Origin of the sequence: uncultured Limosilactobacillus sp. (assembly GCF_934202705.1) — a bacterium.
Taxonomy (GTDB): Bacteria; Bacillota; Bacilli; order Lactobacillales; family Lactobacillaceae; genus Limosilactobacillus.
On record NZ_CAKPYE010000007.1, the window covers coordinates 44419 to 63288 of the forward strand.

Consider the following 18870-nt stretch of genomic DNA (forward strand, 5'->3'; position numbering starts at 1 on the left):
TATTAGTCGATCTGTTTACCAGACTTCTTAGCAATCCGAACCTTCTTGCCGTCAACAAATTCGAAACCAACACGAGTTGGTTCATTCGTTGATGGATCAATCAACATCACATTTGATGCTTGAATAGGAGCTTCAGTATCAACAATCCCACCATTAGGATTGGCATTGCTTGGCTTCTGGTGCTTTTTAATTTTGTTAATTCCTTCAACGATTACACGGTTTTCTTTAGCAAGGGTTTTCTTGATTGTACCTTCTTTACCCTTATCCTTACCGGTAATGACGCGAACCTTGTCACCTGTCTTTAAAAACATGTGGTAGTACACCTCCTTATTTCTGGTAATCTTAAAGAACTTCTGGGGCCAGTGAAACGATCTTCATAAAGTCGTCATCACGTAGCTCACGAGCGATTGGGCCAAAAATACGGGTACCCTTAGGGCTCTTGTCATTATTAATTAAAACAGCAGCATTTTCGTCGAACTTAATGTATGAACCATCCTTACGATGAAGACCATGCTTAGTCCGTACAACAACAGCCTTAACAACGTCACCCTTTTTGACAACGCCACCTGGTGTTGCTTGTTTAACAGTAGCAACAATAATATCACCAATATTACCGGTCTTAACACGGGAACCTCCCAAGATCTTGATGACCAAAATCTCACGGGCACCTGAGTTATCAGCGACCTTCAACCGACTTTCTTGTTGAATCACGGTTAATGTCCTCCTTCCATCTTTTATAAGAATTTAGAATACGAATTTAATGATTGCTTTAGAAAGCATTATAGAATTACAGCCTTCTTGACAACCTTTACAAGCCGGAAACGCTTCTTTGCAGAAAGCGGCCGAGTTTCCATGATTTGAACAGTGTCACCTGCGTGAGCTTCGTTGTTTTCATCGTGGGCGTAGAACTTCTTTGAGTACTTCACACGCTTACCATAAATGGGAGCACTCTTATAGGTATCAACTGATACTACAATCGTTTTGTCCATCTTATCTGAAACAACGTGACCCTGGTACACCTTACGTGCATTACGTTCGTCACTCATGCGCTAATCCTCCTTTTCGTATTCTTATTTATTTAATTCTTGTTGGCGAAGAACTGTCTTAACCCGAGCAATGTCCTTACGAACGTTCTTAAGGCTTGCAGTGTTTTCCAACTGGCCGGTTGCTAATTGGAAACGTAAGTTAAACAATTGTTCCTTCAATTCCTTTTCACGGCTAAGCAATTGATCAGTGGTTAATCCATTCAGTTCTTTTACAAAATCTTTACTCTTCATGAGATTGTCCACCTACTTCCTCACGTTTGATAATCTTAGTGCGAACTGGCATTTTAGTACCGGCAAGACGTAAAGCTTCACGTGCAACTTCTTCAGAAACACCTGCAACTTCAAATAATACCTTACCACGCTTAACAGGGGCAACCCATCCTTCGGGAGCACCCTTACCATTACCCATCCGGACACCAACACCTTTGCTAGTGTAAGAGAGGTGTGGGAAGATCTTAATCCATACCTTACCACCACGCTTCATATAACGGGTAATTGCAATACGGCCGGCTTCGATTTGACGGTTTGAGATCCAATGAGAATCTAAAGCTTGTAAACCGTATTCACCGAAAGCGACAGTCTTACCACCTTTAGCTTCACCACGAAGGTGACCACGTTGAACCTTACGGTGCTTAACTCGCTTTGGTACTAGCATGTTTTACTTCCCTCCTTTAGAACTATTCTTCTTTTCAGGAAGAACCTCACCACGGTAAATCCAGGTCTTAATACCTAAAGCCCCATATGTGGTACGAGCTTCATCCCATGAATAATCAATATCTGCACGAAGTGTGTGCAATGGCACAGTACCGTCAGAGTATGATTCAACCCGTGACATATCTGCACCGTTTAAACGTCCAGCAACTTGGATCTTAACACCCTTTGCACCAGCACGCATTGCGCGTTGCATAGCACCACGCATAGCACGACGGAAAGCAATCCGGTTTTCCAATTGTTCTGCAACGTTTTGTCCGACAAGGTGAGCGTCCAAATCAGGCTTCTTAATTTCAACAACGTTGATATGAACACGCTTGCCAGTTAATTTATTTAATTCAAGACGAAGTGCTTCAACTTCTGAACCACCTTTACCAATTACCATCCCAGGACGAGCGGTATGAATTGAAACGTTTACGCGATTTGCAGCACGTTCAATTTCGATGGTTGAAACAGAGGCATCAGCAAGTCGCTTTTCGATATATTTACGGATCCGAAGGTCTTCGTTCAGGTTTTCAGCGTAGTGCTTCTTATCAGCGTACCATTTAGCACTCCATGGACGAATGACCCCAACACGGAAACCATTAGGATTAATCTTTTGACCCACTATTCATTCCTCCTATTTTTCTGTAACAACCACTGTAATATGACTGGTCCGCTTATTAATTGGTGAAGCAGAACCCTTCGCACGTGGACGGAACCGCTTAAGGGTAGGTCCTTCGTTTGCAAAGGCTTCAGAAACAACCAATGAAGCACGATCAAGATCAAAATTATTTTCAGCGTTTGCAACAGCAGATTTTAAAACTTTTTCAACATCTGAAGCAGCACCATTAGGAGTGAACTTCAGAATAGCAAATGCTTCAGCAACACTCTTGTTACGGATAGTGTCTAATACAAGACGAACCTTCCGTGATGATACACGAACCATCTTAGCAGTTGCTTTAGCTGAAGTAACATTTTCAGCCATTACTCAATTCCCTCCTTAATTACTTAGCTTGAGTTTTCTTATCATCAGATGCATGACCATGGAAAGTCCGTGTTGGAACAAATTCACCAAGCTTGTGACCAACCATATCTTCTTGCACGTAAACTGGCACATGTTTACGACCATCGTAAACAGCAAAGGTGTATCCAATGAAGCTTGGGAAAATCGTGGAACGACGTGACCAAGTCTTGATAACTGATTTCTTTTCGTTATCGGCTTGCGCTTCAACCTTTTTCAGCAATGATGCATCAGCAAAAGGTCCTTTTTTCAAACTACGAGCCATATTTGTACCTCCTCTCAGGTATTATCAATTTAAATTAACGGGTGTGTGGACCACGCTTACGACCACGAACAATAAATTTGTTTGAACGTGCTTTGTGTGAACGGGTCTTCTTACCAACTGTCTTCTTACCCCATGGAGAAAGTGGAGATGGTAAACCAACTGGTTGCTTACCTTCACCACCACCATGTGGGTGATCGTTAGGGTTCATAACAGAACCACGAACGTGTGGACGACGACCAGCGTAACGATTACGACCAGCCTTACCCTTAATAAGCAAAGCACGCTCTTCATTACCAATTGAACCTACGGTTGCACGGCAAGTTGCCAAAACCATCCGAACTTCACCTGAAGAAAGCCGTACAAGGACATACTTTTCTTCCTTACCAAGTAATTGAGCTGAAGCTCCAGCTGACCGGGTTAATTGACCACCTTTGCCTGGCTTTAATTCAATGTTGTGAATAACAGTACCAACAGGAATGTTCTTTAATGGCAATGCATTACCAACCTTGATGTCAGCTTCTGGACCAGATTCAACTGTCATTCCTACTTCGAGACCCTTTGGTGCTAAAATATATGACTTCGTACCATCAGCGTATACCAACAATGCAATATTAGCAGTACGATTTGGATCGTACTCAATTGCCTTAACAGTTGCTGGAACATTATCCTTGTTCCGCTTAAAGTCGATAATCCGGTATTGACGCTTCGTACCTCCACCACGGTGACGAACAGTCATTTTACCTTGGCTATTACGCCCAGCGGTGTGCTTTAAAGGTGCCAATAATGATTTTTCAGGAGCTGTCTTTGTAATATTAGCAAAGTCAAATCCGTTCATGTTACGGCGACCGTTAGTGGTACCTTTGTATTTGCGAATTCCCACTATTCTTTCCTCCTAACCTTTAAATTTAGTTGTTGTCGTCTGAAAACAACTTGATTTCTTTAGAGTCAGCAGAAAGTTGAACAATGGCCTTACGACGGCGTTTAGTGTAACCAACGTAACGTCCTTGACGCTTTTGCTTCCCCTTAATGTTCATAATGTTAACTTTTACAACCTTAACGTCGAAGATTTCTTCTACCGCATTCTTAACTTGAGTCTTGGTTGCTCGTAAATCAACATCAAATGTATAACGCTTGTCGTCCATTGCAGCAGTAGATGCTTCAGTAATAACCGGACGTAAAATAATATCGCGTGCTTCCATTATGCGAGCACCTCCTCTACTTGAGAAAGAGCTGACTTAGTAATGACGATCTTTTGAGCATCAACAACGTTTAGAATGTTTACACCTGCAGGAGTAACAACACTAACCTTTGCTAAGTTACGAGCTGATAATTCAGCATTCTTATCATCGTCAGTTACAACGATCAACACTTTTTCGTTGACCTTTAAGTTATCTAATACACTTGCGAATTTCTTCGTCTTTGGTGCATCAAAGTTAATTGAGTCAACAACAACAAATTTGTCATCTGCAACCTTTTGAGAAAGTGCAGACTTAATAGCAAGTTGACGAACCTTGCGAGGTAAGCGGTAATTGTATGAACGTGGAGTTGGTCCAAAAACAATTCCACCACCACGGAATTGTGGTGAACGGATAGAACCTTGACGAGCACGACCAGTACCCTTTTGACGCCATGGCTTCTTCCCACCACCGCTAACTGCGGAGCGGTTCTTAACTGCGTGTGTACCTTGGCGGAGTGAAGCACGTTGACGAATGATGGCTTCGTATTCAGCGTTTTCGTTCACTTCTACACCAAAAATTGCATCGTTTAAATCGATAGTACCGTTTTGGCTACCATCTTGGTTGAATAATGCAACGCTAGTCATAATTTAGTTCCTCCTTTCTTAATTGTTGTGTTGCTTGCTAAGGCTCTTCTTAGTGTTAGCCTTAACAGAGTTTTTAATAGTTACGTAAGACTTGTTGGCACCAGGAACGTTACCCTTAATAAGTAATACGTTGTTATCAGTATCGACCTTTACAACTTGTAAGTGTTGCATAGTCCGAGTGTTGCCACCCATCCGTCCTGGGAGCTTCTTGCCTTTGAAGACGTGGTTAATGATTGCACCCAGAGAACCTGGACGACGGTGATAACGAGAACCGTGTGCCATTGGTCCACGAGATTGACCATCCTTATGGATGTTCCCTTGGTAACCATGACCCTTTGTGATACCAGTTACATCAACTGTCTCACCTTCGGCGAAAATATCCGCCTTAACTTCGTCTCCGACTTTAATATCGTCTCCTAATTCAGCATCGCGGATTTCACCGATGAAGCGCTTAGGAGCCGTGTTTGCTTTTGCTGCATGACCTTGTTCAGCCTTGTTGCTCAAGATTTCCCGCTTGTCATCAAAACCCAGTTGAACAGCATTGTAACCATCATTTTCAACAGTCTTAATTTGCATTACAACGTTTGGCGTTACATCGATTACAGTAACAGGAACTAATTCACCATTATCAGTGAAAACTTGAGTCATGCCGACCTTTTTACCTAAGATTCCTTTGGTCATGAGTACACCTCCAATTTAGTTTGATTTATTTCTTACTTAATTGCTTTAAATTAAAGCTTAATTTCAATGTCAACACCACTAGGCAGGTCAAGCTTCATTAAAGAGTCAACCGTCTTTGGCGTAGGATCAACAATGTCGATCAAACGCTTGTGGGTACGCATTTCAAATTGTTCCCGTGACTTCTTGAACTTGTGTGGTGACCGAAGCACCGTGTATAAAGTCCGTTCAGTTGGTAACGGGATTGGGCCTGAAATTTGAGCACCAGTCCGTTTTGCAGTTTCAACAATCTTGTCAGCAGATTGATCCAAAACTTGGTGTTCATAAGCCTTTAAACGAATACGAATCTTTTGGTTTGCCATTATGTTCCCTCCTTCGTCAGATTTAAAATTTGACTAGCTCCATGGAAATTACCGCCACATCCTGTGGCAAAGCGGCCGGGTGTGTCGCAACCTTCCACTTCATCGCCTGTGATCTTGAATATATTAATCGGAAGCAGACTGCTCCCCATAAATTCAAGCACTTAACCATAATACTAGAGAATCATTGATGTCGCAAGGGTTTATCGTAATTAATTCGGATTTTTTTATTAAAAGTATATTACAAAAAAAGTCCGCACATTATTTGTGCGAACTTTTTTGGACAAACTTAAGATAAAGTTTTTAGTTGTTGCCACCATTCTTAGAAATGATATCTTCTTGAACTGACTTTGGAACTGCAGAGTAATGGTCAAATGTCATCGTGAACGTCCCACGACCTTGGGTAGCAGAACGAAGAGTCGTTGCATAACCAAACATCTCTGACAATGGTACGAATGCATGAACAAGTTGTGCGTTCCCACGTTCTTCCATTCCATCAATTGAACCACGACGAGCAGTAACGTGACCCATAACATCACCCAGGTTGTCTTCTGGAGTTACAATATCAACTTTCATAATTGGTTCCAGAATTACGGGATCAGCCTTCTTGGCTGCATTCTTAAGTGCAAGTGAAGCAGCAACTTTAAAAGCAGCTTCGGATGAGTCGACTTCGTGGTAACTACCATCATAAAGTTTGGCGTGCATATCAACTAATGGGTAACCAGCAAGAACACCGTTCTCCATTGCCTCTTTCAAACCTTGTTCAACAGCAGGAATGTATTCACGAGGAACAACCCCACCAACGATAGCGTCTTCAAATTCGAAACCTTTACCTTCATCCAATGGAGTAAATTCAATCCATACATCACCGTATTGACCTTTACCACCAGATTGACGAACAAATTTACCTTGTGCACTTGCTTGCTTAGTAAATGCTTCACGATAGGAAACTTGTGGCTTACCAACGGTTACTTCCGCGTGGAATTCACGACGGAGCCGTTCAACAATGATGTCTAAGTGTAGTTCACCCATTCCGGCGATTAATGTTTCACCAGTTTCAGGGTTAGTTTCGGTCTTAAACGTTGGGTCTTCTTCAGCAAGCTTTTGCAGACCTTTATCCATCTTATCTTGATCAGCCTTAGATTTAGGTTCAACAGAAACTTGAATAACTGGTTCAGGGAAGTCCATAGATTCAAGCTGAAGCGGATGATCAGGATCAGTTAATGAATCACCTGTTGTTGTGTTCTTTAAACCAATTGCCGCAGCAATATCACCAGAGAACACTTCAGGAATTTCGTGTTGTTGGTTAGAGTGCATTTGAAGCAGACGACCAATCCGTTCACGCTTATCCTTAGTAGCGTTCAAAACGTATGAACCAGATTGAAGGGAACCGGTGTAAACACGCAAGAACGTCAAACGACCAACAAATGGGTCAGTAGCAATCTTAAATGCTAAGGCAGCAAAAGGCTTGTCATCACCAGCAGTTAATTCAACTTCATTACCATCTGCATCGTGAGCAACAAATGGCTTAACATCTAATGGGGATGGTAAGTAGTCAATAACTGCATCAAGCATCATTTGAATACCCTTATCCTTGTATGCAGAACCAGCTAATACAGGGAACAGTTCTTGGGCAAGAGTTGCCTTACGAATGGCAGCCTTAATTTCATCAACAGAAATTTCTGAACCATCAAGGTACTTTTCCATAATGTTGTCATCAACATCAGCCAAAGTTTCAAGCATTTCATCATGGCGCTTTTCCGCTTCGTCCTTAAGGTCAGCTGGAATATCAACAGTATCCCAGTTAGTGCCCAACTTATCTTCGTCATAAACGTAAGCAACCATCTTGACAAGGTCAACTACTCCGGCAAAGTCATCTTCAGCACCAATTGGTAATTGAATTGGTAATGGGGTAACGTTTAAACGATCTTTGATTGTTTGAACTGAGTAATCAAAGTTAGCACCCATCTTATCCATCTTGTTAGCAAAAACGATCCGTGGAACATCAAAGTCATCAGCTTGACGCCAAACAGTTTCAGTTTGTGGTTCAACCCCAGCTTGGGCGTCCAGAACCGTTACGGCACCGTCAAGTACCCGTAAGGCACGTTCAACTTCAACTGTGAAGTCAACGTGTCCTGGGGTATCAATGATGTTAATCCGGTGATCCTTCCAAACCGCAGTAGTAGCGGCAGAAGTGATCGTAATCCCACGTTCCTTTTCTTCATCCATCCAGTCCATTTGTGAAGCACCATCATGAGTTTCACCAATTTTGTGAATTTTACCAGTGTAGTAAAGGATCCGTTCAGTGGCAGTAGTCTTCCCCGCGTCAATGTGGGCCATGATACCAATGTTACGAGTCTTGGCAAGTGGATATTCACGTTTGTTAGCCATCTTTTTGTGTATCTCCCTTCAAATCTTTCTTAAAAAAAGGGTGACGTTTTTAATCGATTGCGTCGCCCTCAGAGAAACTAGGTCGGCGACCAGTTTCAATTTATTACCAGCGGTAATGTGCAAATGCTCGGTTGGCTTCAGCCATCCGTAAAGTATCTTCCTTCTTCTTAATTGAAGCACCAGTGTTGTTTGATGCATCAATAATTTCAGCAGCTAACCGTTGAATCATTGTATGTTCACCACGAAGACGTGCGAATTGGGTTAACCAACGAAGTGCTAACGTCCGTTGACGGTCTGGACGAACTTCAATTGGAACTTGGTAGTTAGAACCACCAATACGACGTGCCTTAACTTCAAGTGCAGGTTGAACATTTTCAATTGCTTGTTCAAATACTTCAACTGGATCATTACCAGTTTGGTCTTTAATTTCGTTAAATGCTTGATATAAGATCTTGGAAGCGGTACCACGCTTACCATCTAACATCAAGTGGTTAATCATGCTAGTTACCAGCTTTGAATTGTAAATTGGATCTGGTAAAACTTCTGGTTTTGCAATATGTCCTTTACGAGGCATTTCTTATTTCCTCCCTTTGATGATTAGTCCTTAGGCTTCTTTGCACCGTACTTAGAACGGCTTTGACGACGACCTTCAACGCCGGCAGTATCAAGTGTCCCACGAATAATGTGGTAACGAACCCCTGGCAAGTCCTTTACACGACCACCACGAATTAGAACAACTGAGTGTTCTTGAAGGTTGTGACCAATCCCAGGAATGTAAGCAGTAACTTCGATTAAGTTAGAAAGACGAACACGGGCATACTTCCGTAAAGCTGAGTTTGGCTTCTTTGGCGTCATTGTACCAACACGGGTTGCAACCCCACGCTTTTGTGGTGATGGTGTCTTAACTTCTTCCTTCTTAAAACTGTTGTAAACAAAGCCCAAGGCAGGTGACTTTGACTTGTCCTTGTGACTCTTCCGGCCCTTACGAACCAGTTGATTAATTGTAGGCATAATTAATCCCCTTTCTTTGATTTAAGTCCACACATCCAGGTGGTTCTTTTTTGAGAATAAAAAAATGGATGGTTATTTAATTTGTGCTATCGCGGACGTTCGTCTGTCCAACGACAGACACACTCGCTGCTAACAAAAGCACCTTGACTAATTTAACATGTGACTTGTTTATTGTCAAATGATATCGATTAGGAAATTCGTTTAACTTTTGTAAATCTTGCGTAGTTATTTATTGAGGTGAAACTATGTCAATTGTTTTATTTTTAACTGGTGCCTGTTGGTGCTCTTTTTTAACTACCATGACTTGGCGAAAATTATTTTTTCGCAGTTGCTCTTTTAACCAGCGGTCTGTTTGTGATCATTGCAAGCAAATAATCCGTTGGTACCATCTCATCCCCATTATTGGATACGTCATTCAAAAAGGAAAATGTAAACAATGTGGAAAGCCGATTAATCGTTTCTGGATCACAACCGAGATACTATCCGCATTTCTGTGGATGGAATTTCCCATTTTCTCAATTTCTGACGCAATCATTTTCATTTTAGTCGATTCATGTATGCTTATTACCTGCACTGAAGATTGGTTTACTCAAAAGTTTAACGGCGCTTGGTTAATTAGTATTGGATTCCTTCACTGGCTCACAATTATGGAACCATTTCAGATTCTGACAATTGGTTACGTAGTGATCTGGAGCGTTTGCTACTGGTACCGCAAAATCGGCAATGGGGATGTGGACTTCATTTTATTAGCCATTTTAAGTTGTGGGGCGACCGTTGCCAATCAGATGATTTTTTTAGCTTGTTTCTTTTCTCTATTCCACCCAAAACTTTTTCATAAAGTCGCCATCCCATTTCTTCCCTTTCTGTGGTGTGGACTATTTTTAAGCCTAATTATAAAAAAACACGCCCTTGTCTAGACGTGTTCAGTATAGCAAGTTATTATTCAGATCGATCAGGAACCACCTTTATGGAAACTGGGAAGATCTGGACATTGTTATTAACAAGTGTTTCGATATATTGAAGCAACAACAAGATCCAGGCGAACGCTAACATAAAGGCAATTAATTCAAAAGCTGTTAAGGATAAATATGTAAATGCTTCAAACACAATATAATCAACCGCAATCACAGCTCCAATAATGTGGGAAACTTTCAAAAAGTCTTTAGTAACTTCAGGTAAAATCCAACGGACGGCGACAATTAGGATTAATAATAAGTAGACCAACCACATTGCAATCCGATCATGAAGGATGTGAAACTCTGGATTATTTGGAAATAGTCCGATACAACCGATACATGCACCAAGTGCATATAACAATCCACGCAAAGTGTTAACTTTCCACCCGCGGTACTTATGATTCAAGTTAACAAACAAGTAATCAATTAAAATCATTAAAAGTAAGCCAGAGAAAACTAACGTAATATTAAAGGAAAAGTGGTTACTATTTTGATTGGTCCCGAGAAAACTAAAATTGTGACGCCACCAGTTCTTGGTTGAATTAGTTAACATGGAGAATCCAACCCCACCAACAATCATAATCGTCATTAAATTGGTTATTACTCCAGGTGAAATCGTCATTGCCAAGTTAATCATTAAATAGTTGACTACGGCCTCCGCAATAAATATCAAAACTGTTGAGGTATAGATATCCAAGCGCAGCCCATGAAATAATTCTCCTAATAACCAATAAACCGCAAGCATGATGAAAATAATAATCATCGCACTTGCAACAATGAGCGGTGGTAAGCTTCGCCATGAAAACGATCGTGCCGGGCCGCTACCCCGCATCTTTTCAACAATAAAGGTAATCGCAAATGCCAACGTTCCGCAAATGGCACTGAGCAGGATTGAAGCAGTGGCAATCGAATCATTTCCGCTAAGCGGAATAACATGGTAGTGTTGACTCATTACATAAAGCAAAAAGGCAACTGCCGAAAGTGTTGCAAAGATTCCGTACCACCAGAAATGAATTTGTGGGATTAAATCCACCACATTAGCAGGTCGTACTAAAATCGAATTATGCTCCAACCGCATTGAGTATTCGGTATTATCTATTTCCAGTTGTTTTAATGCCGCCTCAGGAATTTCAATTTCATATTTTTTCAATTTTATCCTCCCCAACTTGTAACTTAATTACATTAACACCATTTTTATAATAAATACAAGCAAAAAATAAGACGTGAGCCAAATCGACTCACGTCTTATTCATTTTAGAAGAAAATTACTGATCGTCATTTTCTTTCATTTGTTCTTCCATTTCACGAATGGAACCGTTTGGCATTGCAGTAACTGCACTATCAGCAGTCGCCCCAACGCTAACTTCTTTTGGCTTAATGTTTCGGTAAGCACTCATTCCTGTACCAGCAGGAATAATCTTACCAATAATAACATTTTCCTTTAGACCAACAAGTGGGTCTTCCTTGCCACGGATAGCGGCATCGGTAAGTACCCGGGTCGTTTCTTGGAAGGAAGCGGCAGATAAGAAACTATTAGTTTCCAAAGCAGCCTTAGTGATTCCAAGAATTACCGGACGAGCAGTTGCTGGGATTCCACCAGAAATTAACGTCTGATAGTTAGCATCCCGGAATTGACTAATGTCCATCAATTCACCTGGAAGAACATCAGTATCACCAGGATCCATAACCCGAACTTTCCGCATCATTTGCCGAATCATAATTTCAACGTGCTTATCTAACAAGTCAATCCCTTGCATCCGATAAACACCTTGGACTTGTTCCAGCAAGTAAGTTTCAGTTGAGAGGACATCCCGAACACGAATTAATTCCTTTGGATCAATGGAACCTTCGTTCAAAGCTGATCCACGGTGAATAAAGTCACCTTCAGAAACCCGTAACCGAGCAGTGATTGGCAAAGTATAAGTCCGCGTATCATTCTCGCCCTTTACGGTAATATCCTTAGTTTGTTCAGCTGGATTTTCTTCAATTGATTCAATCTCACCGGTAACTTCTGAAATAGTAGCCCGACCTTTTGGATTCCGTGCTTCAACAATTTCTTGCACACGAGGAAGCCCTTGAGTAATATCTTCGTTTCCAGCAACCCCACCGGTGTGGAAGTTACGTAACGTTAGTTGCGTACCAGGTTCACCAATTGATTGAGCTGCGACAGTCCCAATTGCTTCACCAGCTTCGACCTTGTCTCCAGTAGCGGCGTTTCGTCCATAACAGCGTTCACACACACCATGTTCAGTGTTACAAGTAAATGCTGAGCGAATCGTTACTGTCTTCACTCCAGCATCAACGATCTTTTGAGCCATGGCTTCATCAATTAAGACATTCTTACCAACAATTCGTTCACCAGTGGAAGGATCGAAGACCGACTTCATTGTGTAACGACCAAGGATTCGGTCATACAGTGGTTCAATCATTTCGTTACCGTTAGTAATTGCTGAAACGTCAAGCCCACGATCGGTTCTACAATCTTCTTCACGAACGATGACATCTTGAGCAACATCAACCAGACGACGAGTTAGGTAACCAGAGTTGGCAGTCTTCAAAGCGGTATCTGTCATCCCTTTACGAGCACCGTGAGAGGAAATGAACATTTCCAGAACTGATAGCCCTTCACGGAAGTTAGAAAGAATTGGTAATTCCATAATCTTACCAGATGGTGAAGCCATTAAGCCACGCATTCCGGCAAGTTGAGTAAAGTTAGAAATGTTACCACGCGCACCGGAGTCAGACATCATGTTGATTGGGTTATGGATATCCATATGTTCAATTAATTTCTCTTGAACTTCGTCCTTGGCATCATTCCAAACACCAATTACCCGTTCATAACGTTCATTGTCTGTAATTAACCCACGACGGAATTGCTTCGTAATTAATGCAACTTGCTTGTGCGCCTTTTCAATAATTTCAGGCTTTTCCTTTAAGTCCGTGATATCGGCAACCCCAACTGTTAAACCAGAGATGGTTGATTCATAGTAACCAAGGTCCTTAATGCGGTCCAAAAACTCAGAGGTTTCTGTAACTTTATAAATCTTGTAGATTTCAGCAATGATATCCGATAAGAAGCCCTTCTTGAATGGTGGAACAAGTGGAGCATTTTCCAGGTATTCATGAATATCTTCACCCTTATCGAGGAAGTACTTATCAGGAACACCATTTTGCAGATTATCATCAGTTGGTTCATTAATGAATGTGTAATCCTTTGGCAGAATCTTATTAAACAATAATTTACCAACGCTGGTTACCATTACCTTGTCACGTTGATCATCAGTGAACGGCTTCTCAGGGTAAGCGGCAACTTGAACACCTACTCGTGTTTGCAATGCAACATAACCATTTCGATAGGCCATTTCAGCTTCATCGGCATCCTTAAAGATCATTCCTTCGCCTTCGCGACCCTTATCTTCCGTAGTCATGTAGTAATTACCAATAACCATATCTTGTGAAGGTGCCACAATTGGTTCACCATCACGAGGCGAAAGAATATGGTGAGCAGCCAACATTAATAGTCGTGCTTCCGCCTGAGCTTCATCTGATAATGGCACGTGAATAGCCATTTGGTCACCATCAAAGTCCGCATTGTATGCTGTACATACTAATGGGTGTAGCCGCATTGACTTACCAGAAACCAAAATTGGTTCAAACGCTTGAATCCCTAACCGGTGCAAAGTAGGTGCCCGGTTCAGCAATACCGGGTGTTCTTTAATAACATCTTCGAGAACATCAAAGACCTTATCGTCACGCTTATCAATCATGCGCTTAGCAGCCTTAACATTATTAACCATCTTGCGTTTGGTTAATTCGTGCATAATAAATGGCTTAAATAATTCTAAGGCCATCGGGATAGGGAGTCCCATTTGGTTCATCTTCAGAGATGGACCAACATCAATGACGGAACGGCCAGAGTAGTCAACCCGCTTTCCCAGTAAGTTTTGACGGAACCGTCCTTGTTTCCCTTTCAACAAGTGAGAGAGAGACTTCAATGGACGATTACCTGGCCCAGCAACCGGACGACCACGACGACCATTATCGATTAAAGCATCAACCGCTTCTTGCAACATCCGTTTTTCGTTTTGCACAATAATTCCTGGAGCATTTAATTCCAGTAATCGCTTCAAACGATTGTTTCGGTTAATAACCCGCCGATAAAGATCGTTCAGATCAGAAGTAGCGAACCGTCCACCTTCCAATTGAACCATTGGTCGCAAGTCAGGTGGCATCACAGGGATTACATCCATTACCATCCATTCTGGTTTATTACCAGACTTGATAAATGCTTCCAAAATGTCCAATCGGCGAACAGCACGCGTCCGTTTTTGGCCGGTAGCATCCTTTAATTCAGCTTTCAGTTCATCGGCTTCTTTTTGAAGGTCAACATCCTTCAAAAGTTTTTGAACCGCCTCAGCACCCATTTCTGCTGTAAATCGATCGCCGTACTCAGCCTTCTTATCACGGTATTCAGCTTCCGTCAGTAACTGTTTCTTTTCTAATGGCGTATCACCTGGATCTAAAACCACGTAGGAAGCAAAGTAGATTACTTCTTCCAATGCGCGTGGGCTCATGTCCAAAACAAGCCCCATCCGTGATGGAATTCCCTTGAAGTACCAAATATGTGATACCGGAGCAGCTAATTCAATGTGGCCCATCCGTTCACGACGAACTTTTGAACTAGTAACTTCGACCCCACAGCGATCACATACTAATCCCTTAAAACGAACTCGTTTGTATTTACCACAAGCACATTCGTAGTCCTTGGTTGGTCCAAAGATTCGTTCGTCAAACAGACCTTCTTTTTCGGGCTTTAAAGTTCGATAGTTAATCGTTTCTGGCTTTTTCACTTCACCATACGACCAACTCCGGATCTTATTAGGTGAAGCCAACCCGATCTGCATACTTTCAAAATTATTGACGTCAATCAAAGGGCTGTCCTCCTTTTTTAGTCTTGTTTAGCTTCATTTGGTTCAGATTGTGCTGATTGGTCAGAAGATGTTGCTTCCTGTTGTTTTTGTTGCGCATGCTGTGCGGACTTACGAACATCAATCACATCTTCATCCATGTTCTTTAATTGCACTTCTTCGTGGTTATCATCAAGAACTTTCATATCAAGTCCTAATGACTGCAATTCCTTAACTAAGACACGGAATGATTCTGGAACACCCGGCTTTGGAATGCGATCACCATTAATAATGGCATCGTATGTGTTAACCCGTCCGACAACATCATCTGACTTGTAGGTCAAGATTTCCTGAAGTGTGTAGGCTGCACCATATGCTTCCAAAGCCCAAACTTCCATTTCACCAAACCGTTGTCCACCAAACTGAGCTTTCCCACCAAGTGGTTGTTGTGTAACCAGCGAGTATGGTCCAATGGAACGAGCGTGAATCTTATCGTCAACCATGTGGGCAAGTTTCAGGTAGTGCATCACACCAACTGCAACCCGCTGTTCAAATGGTTCACCAGTCCGACCATCATAAAGAATCGTCTTACCATCTGATGGCAAACCGGCTTCCTTAACAGCATCCCAGACGTCTTTATCAGTCGCACCATCGAAGACAGGTGTTGCAATATGAATACCTAATTCACGAGCAGCCATTCCCAAGTGCAATTCAATAACTTGTCCGATATTCATCCGTGATGGCACACCCATTGGGCTCAGCATAATGTCAATCGGCGTCCCATCTGGCATGTACGGCATATCTTCTTCAGGAACCACAATGGAAACCGTCCCCTTGTTACCGTGACGTCCGGACATCTTGTCACCAACTTGAATCTTTCGTTTTTGAGCGATGTAAACTCGAACCATCTTGTTGACACCAGGCGACAATTCGTCACCATTTTCACGAGTGAAGACCTTAACGTCTTGGATAATACCGCCACCACCGTGAGGCACACGGAGTGAAGTATCACGAACCTCACGCGACTTTTCACCAAAAATAGCGTGTAGCAACCGCTCTTCTGCTGATAGTTCGGTTACTCCCTTTGGTGTAACCTTACCAACCAAGATATCTCCATCATGAACTTCAGCCCCAACACGAACAACACCGTTATCATCCAAGTTCTTTAATGCATCCGCACCAACATTTGGAATTTCACGGGTCATTTCTTCAGGTCCAAGCTTTGTTTCTCGTGCTTCAGATTCATAAGATTCAATATGAATAGAAGTGTAAACATCATCCTTAACTAAGCGTTCGGAAATTGCAATGGCATCTTCGAAGTTATAACCTTGCCAAGTCATAAAGGCAATTAATGGGTTTTGGCCTAGCGCTAACTCTCCTTGTTCCATCGATGGACCATCAGCCAAAATATCATCGGCATCCACATGTTCACCAACTTTAACAATTGGGCGTTGGTTATAGTTCTTCCCACCATTAGAACGACGGAACTTCATTAACTTGTAAGCATCAAGAGTGTCGTCATCGCGGCGAACCCGAATTTCTCGTGCATCTACATATTCGACAGTTCCTGAATACTTAGCAATTAATGCAACTCCTGAGTCGTGAGCAGCCTTATATTCAATCCCCGTTCCGATCAAAGGTGCGTGAGGATTAATTAACGGAACCGCTTGCCGTTGCATGTTGGCCCCCATCAGGGCACGGTTAGAGTCATCGTTTTCCAAAAATGGAATACATGCAGAAGCAACAGAGACTACTTGCTTAGGCGACACGTCCATGTAATCAACATTCTCAGCGGTTGTCGAGATATAGTCATCCTTATCACGACACATAATTTCATCTTCAGCAAATGAACCATCATCATTCAGCTTAGTGTTAGCTTGAGCAATGATGTAGTTATCTTCTTCGTCAGCTGTTAAGTAGTCAATCTTGTCCGTAACTTTATGGGTCTCCCAAGAAACACGACGATATGGCGTTTCAATGAATCCATACTTATTAACCCGAGCATAGGACGATAGACTGTTAATCAGCCCAATGTTTGGTCCTTCAGGCGTTTCAATTGGGCACATCCGTCCATAGTGAGTATAGTGAACGTCCCGAACTTCATAACCAGCACGATCACGGGTTAAACCACCAGGCCCTAAAGCAGAAAGACGACGCTTATGGGTCAGTTCACCCAGTGGATTAGTTTGGTCCATGAATTGGGAAAGTTGTGATGAACCGAAAAATTCCTTAATGGATGCGACAACTGGACGGATATTAATTAACTGTTGTGGTGTAACCGTATTAATATCTTGAATTGACATCCGTTCACGGACTACCCGTTCCATCCGTGCTAAACCAATCCGGAATTGATTTTGTAATAATTCACCGACTGAGCGAATCCGTCGATTACCCAAGTGATCAATATCATCAGTGGAACCAATACCTTCTTGCAGATTAAAGAAGTAATTAACTGATGCAATAATATCAGCAGGTTGAATATGCTTGAGTTCCAATGGAATATGACCATTTGAAACAATTGGCACTACCCGTTCTGGATCTTTCTTGGAGTATACCAGGATTTTTTGTAATTTAACTGGAGCAGTCACAACCGCTTCATCAGATGGTGTATAAGTAACCATCTTAAAATCGTCGCTTGCCAAAGCTGGCTCTAACTTTTTCAGAACCTCTTTAGTAACAACGTCACCCTTGTTAGCCAAAATTTCACCAGTCTCTGGATCAGCTAACGTTTCTGCCAAGGTTTGACCAAGAAGACGATACTTCATCTTTAACTTCTTATTAGTCTTGTAACGACCAACTGGAGCCATGTCATATCGCTTTGGATCGAAGAAACGCGCCGTTAACAGGCTTCGTGCAGAATCTGCTGTCTTGGGTTCACCAGGACGAAGTCGTTCATAAATGTCCTTTAATGCTTCTTCAACACGAGAATCCTCAGCATCCTTATGAACATCCTTATCCAAGGTTACACTCAGTGAATCAGAATTTCCACCAAGCATTTCAATAATCTCATCATCAGAGCCGAAACCAAGGGCACGAACTAACTCTGTTAATGGCAGTTTCCGTGTCCGGTCGATTCTTACGTACGAAATTCCCTTAGCATCAGTTTCATATTCAAGCCATGCTCCACGGTTTGGAATGAAGTTGGCACCATAACTTGGCCGACCATTTTTATCAGTTTCTTCATTATAGTAAACACCAGGAGAACGCACTAATTGGGAAACAATTACCCGTTCTGCACCGTTAATAATGAAAGTCCCTTGGTCAGTCATTAATGGGAAGTCACCAAAGAAGACATCTTGAGACTTAATCTCTCCAGTTTCGTGATTCGTCAACCGTAATGTTACATGAAGCGGTGCTGAATAGTTAGCATCATGCTCACGTGCCTCATCAACAGTATACTTGGGTTCCATAAGTTGATAATCAACGAATTCTAAGGAAAGCTTACCTTGAAAATCGTCAATTGGCATAATGTCATTAAACATTTCCCGGATCCCTTTATCCATAAACCAATTGTATGAATTAGTTTGAATTTCAATCAGGTTCGGTAGATCAAGGACTTCCTTAATCCGAGAATAACTACGACGGGTACGGTGTTTACCGTATTTTACTAAATGTCCGGCCAAAGTATTCACCTCTCTAATTTGTTGGGTAAGTTCAACATGCCAAATGTTACATTTTGATTACATTTAGTAAAAAACATAACTTTTGAGCAAAAAAAATC

20 protein-coding genes are annotated in these 18870 nt (G+C 42.0%); 1 reads left to right on the forward strand and 19 read right to left on the reverse strand.

The window, feature by feature from the left end:
* Positions 1 to 2 precede the first annotated feature (2 nt).
* The 16 genes from rplX to rpsL all read right to left on the reverse strand — a co-directional run bounded on the left by rplX (position 3) and on the right by rpsL (position 9286).
* The gene (gene rplX, locus Q0C76_RS05810) at positions 3 to 311 is read right to left on the reverse strand and encodes a 50S ribosomal protein L24 (RefSeq protein WP_295730854.1); all 309 of its coding nucleotides are present in this window, start codon (positions 309 to 311) and stop codon (positions 3 to 5) included.
* A gap of 31 nt (positions 312 to 342) precedes the next feature.
* Positions 343 to 711 (reverse strand): 50S ribosomal protein L14, encoded by a 369-nt coding sequence (gene rplN, locus Q0C76_RS05815; RefSeq protein ID WP_006916624.1) that lies wholly within the window; start codon positions 709 to 711, stop codon positions 343 to 345.
* A gap of 68 nt (positions 712 to 779) precedes the next feature.
* Positions 780 to 1046 carry a 30S ribosomal protein S17 gene (gene rpsQ / locus Q0C76_RS05820; protein WP_295730858.1) on the reverse strand — a complete coding sequence of 89 codons (267 nt, stop codon included), beginning with the start codon at positions 1044 to 1046 and terminating at the stop codon, positions 780 to 782.
* Positions 1047 to 1070: 24 nt separating this feature from the next.
* Positions 1071 to 1277: a 50S ribosomal protein L29 gene (rpmC, locus tag Q0C76_RS05825; protein ID WP_006916622.1), complete on the reverse strand. Its 207-nt coding sequence runs from the start codon at positions 1275 to 1277 to the stop codon at positions 1071 to 1073.
* A complete protein-coding gene (rplP, locus tag Q0C76_RS05830) occupies positions 1267 to 1701 on the reverse strand; it encodes a 50S ribosomal protein L16 (protein ID WP_006916621.1) in 435 nt (144 codons plus the stop codon). The genes rpmC and rplP overlap by 11 nt, the downstream gene beginning before the upstream one ends.
* 3 nt (positions 1702 to 1704) lie before the next feature.
* Entirely contained in the window at positions 1705 to 2364 is a 660-nt protein-coding gene (gene rpsC, locus Q0C76_RS05835) for a 30S ribosomal protein S3 (RefSeq protein WP_295730862.1), read from the reverse strand.
* A 12-nt stretch (positions 2365 to 2376) separates the two neighbouring features.
* Positions 2377 to 2724: a 50S ribosomal protein L22 gene (gene rplV, locus Q0C76_RS05840; RefSeq protein ID WP_006916619.1), complete on the reverse strand. Its 348-nt coding sequence runs from the start codon at positions 2722 to 2724 to the stop codon at positions 2377 to 2379.
* A gap of 19 nt (positions 2725 to 2743) precedes the next feature.
* Positions 2744 to 3025 carry a 30S ribosomal protein S19 gene (rpsS, locus tag Q0C76_RS05845; RefSeq protein ID WP_251545483.1) on the reverse strand — a complete coding sequence of 94 codons (282 nt, stop codon included), beginning with the start codon at positions 3023 to 3025 and terminating at the stop codon, positions 2744 to 2746.
* A 34-nt stretch (positions 3026 to 3059) separates the two neighbouring features.
* Entirely contained in the window at positions 3060 to 3905 is an 846-nt protein-coding gene (gene rplB / locus Q0C76_RS05850) for a 50S ribosomal protein L2 (RefSeq protein ID WP_295730870.1), read from the reverse strand.
* A 25-nt stretch (positions 3906 to 3930) separates the two neighbouring features.
* On the reverse strand, positions 3931 to 4224 hold the full coding sequence (gene rplW / locus Q0C76_RS05855; protein ID WP_295730871.1) for a 50S ribosomal protein L23: 294 nt from the start codon (positions 4222 to 4224) through the stop codon (positions 3931 to 3933).
* Positions 4224 to 4847, reverse strand: a complete 624-nt coding sequence (gene rplD / locus Q0C76_RS05860) for a 50S ribosomal protein L4 (RefSeq protein ID WP_295730874.1) — start codon at positions 4845 to 4847, stop codon at positions 4224 to 4226. The genes rplW and rplD overlap by 1 nt, the downstream gene beginning before the upstream one ends.
* A gap of 18 nt (positions 4848 to 4865) precedes the next feature.
* Entirely contained in the window at positions 4866 to 5528 is a 663-nt protein-coding gene (gene rplC / locus Q0C76_RS05865; protein WP_295730876.1) for a 50S ribosomal protein L3, read from the reverse strand.
* Between the two features lie 50 nt (positions 5529 to 5578).
* Positions 5579 to 5887 carry a 30S ribosomal protein S10 gene (gene rpsJ, locus Q0C76_RS05870; protein ID WP_295730878.1) on the reverse strand — a complete coding sequence of 103 codons (309 nt, stop codon included), beginning with the start codon at positions 5885 to 5887 and terminating at the stop codon, positions 5579 to 5581.
* Between the two features lie 300 nt (positions 5888 to 6187).
* Positions 6188 to 8275 carry an elongation factor G gene (gene fusA / locus Q0C76_RS05875; protein WP_295730880.1) on the reverse strand — a complete coding sequence of 696 codons (2088 nt, stop codon included), beginning with the start codon at positions 8273 to 8275 and terminating at the stop codon, positions 6188 to 6190.
* Between the two features lie 103 nt (positions 8276 to 8378).
* Positions 8379 to 8849, reverse strand: a complete 471-nt coding sequence (gene rpsG / locus Q0C76_RS05880) for a 30S ribosomal protein S7 (protein WP_295730883.1) — start codon at positions 8847 to 8849, stop codon at positions 8379 to 8381.
* Between the two features lie 23 nt (positions 8850 to 8872).
* Positions 8873 to 9286, reverse strand: a complete 414-nt coding sequence (gene rpsL, locus Q0C76_RS05885; protein ID WP_006916608.1) for a 30S ribosomal protein S12 — start codon at positions 9284 to 9286, stop codon at positions 8873 to 8875.
* A gap of 245 nt (positions 9287 to 9531) precedes the next feature.
* Between rpsL and Q0C76_RS05890 the strand changes: the two genes are divergently transcribed.
* Positions 9532 to 10203 (forward strand): A24 family peptidase, encoded by a 672-nt coding sequence (locus Q0C76_RS05890; protein ID WP_295730886.1) that lies wholly within the window; start codon positions 9532 to 9534, stop codon positions 10201 to 10203.
* Positions 10204 to 10225: 22 nt separating this feature from the next.
* Here Q0C76_RS05890 and Q0C76_RS05895 read toward each other — a convergent pair whose 3' ends face one another.
* The 3 genes from Q0C76_RS05895 to Q0C76_RS05905 all read right to left on the reverse strand — a co-directional run bounded on the left by Q0C76_RS05895 (position 10226) and on the right by Q0C76_RS05905 (position 18781).
* Positions 10226 to 11392, reverse strand: coding sequence for an ABC transporter permease (locus tag Q0C76_RS05895; protein WP_295730889.1), 1167 nt, complete (start codon positions 11390 to 11392; stop codon positions 10226 to 10228).
* A gap of 115 nt (positions 11393 to 11507) precedes the next feature.
* Positions 11508 to 15173 carry a DNA-directed RNA polymerase subunit beta' gene (rpoC, locus tag Q0C76_RS05900; protein WP_295730892.1) on the reverse strand — a complete coding sequence of 1222 codons (3666 nt, stop codon included), beginning with the start codon at positions 15171 to 15173 and terminating at the stop codon, positions 11508 to 11510.
* Between the two features lie 17 nt (positions 15174 to 15190).
* Positions 15191 to 18781 carry a DNA-directed RNA polymerase subunit beta gene (locus Q0C76_RS05905; protein WP_295730895.1) on the reverse strand — a complete coding sequence of 1197 codons (3591 nt, stop codon included), beginning with the start codon at positions 18779 to 18781 and terminating at the stop codon, positions 15191 to 15193.
* Positions 18782 to 18870 lie beyond the last annotated feature (89 nt).

Coding starts and splice junctions, on each gene's coding strand:
- rplX (WP_295730854.1), bottom strand. CDS start 311: ATGTTTTTAAAGACAGGTGACAAGGTTCGCGTCATTACCGGTAAGGAT.
- rpsQ (WP_295730858.1), bottom strand. CDS start 1,046: ATGAGTGACGAACGTAATGCACGTAAGGTGTACCAGGGTCACGTTGTT.
- rpmC (WP_006916622.1), bottom strand. CDS start 1,277: ATGAAGAGTAAAGATTTTGTAAAAGAACTGAATGGATTAACCACTGAT.
- rplP (WP_006916621.1), bottom strand. CDS start 1,701: ATGCTAGTACCAAAGCGAGTTAAGCACCGTAAGGTTCAACGTGGTCAC.
- rplV (WP_006916619.1), bottom strand. CDS start 2,724: ATGGCTGAAAATGTTACTTCAGCTAAAGCAACTGCTAAGATGGTTCGT.
- rpsS (WP_251545483.1), bottom strand. CDS start 3,025: ATGGCTCGTAGTTTGAAAAAAGGACCTTTTGCTGATGCATCATTGCTG.
- rplW (WP_295730871.1), bottom strand. CDS start 4,224: ATGGAAGCACGCGATATTATTTTACGTCCGGTTATTACTGAAGCATCT.
- rplD (WP_295730874.1), bottom strand. CDS start 4,847: ATGACTAGCGTTGCATTATTCAACCAAGATGGTAGCCAAAACGGTACT.
- rplC (WP_295730876.1), bottom strand. CDS start 5,528: ATGACCAAAGGAATCTTAGGTAAAAAGGTCGGCATGACTCAAGTTTTC.
- rpsJ (WP_295730878.1), bottom strand. CDS start 5,887: ATGGCAAACCAAAAGATTCGTATTCGTTTAAAGGCTTATGAACACCAA.
- fusA (WP_295730880.1), bottom strand. CDS start 8,275: ATGGCTAACAAACGTGAATATCCACTTGCCAAGACTCGTAACATTGGT.
- rpsG (WP_295730883.1), bottom strand. CDS start 8,849: ATGCCTCGTAAAGGACATATTGCAAAACCAGAAGTTTTACCAGATCCA.
- rpsL (WP_006916608.1), bottom strand. CDS start 9,286: ATGCCTACAATTAATCAACTGGTTCGTAAGGGCCGGAAGAGTCACAAG.
- Q0C76_RS05890 (WP_295730886.1), top strand. CDS start 9,532: ATGTCAATTGTTTTATTTTTAACTGGTGCCTGTTGGTGCTCTTTTTTA.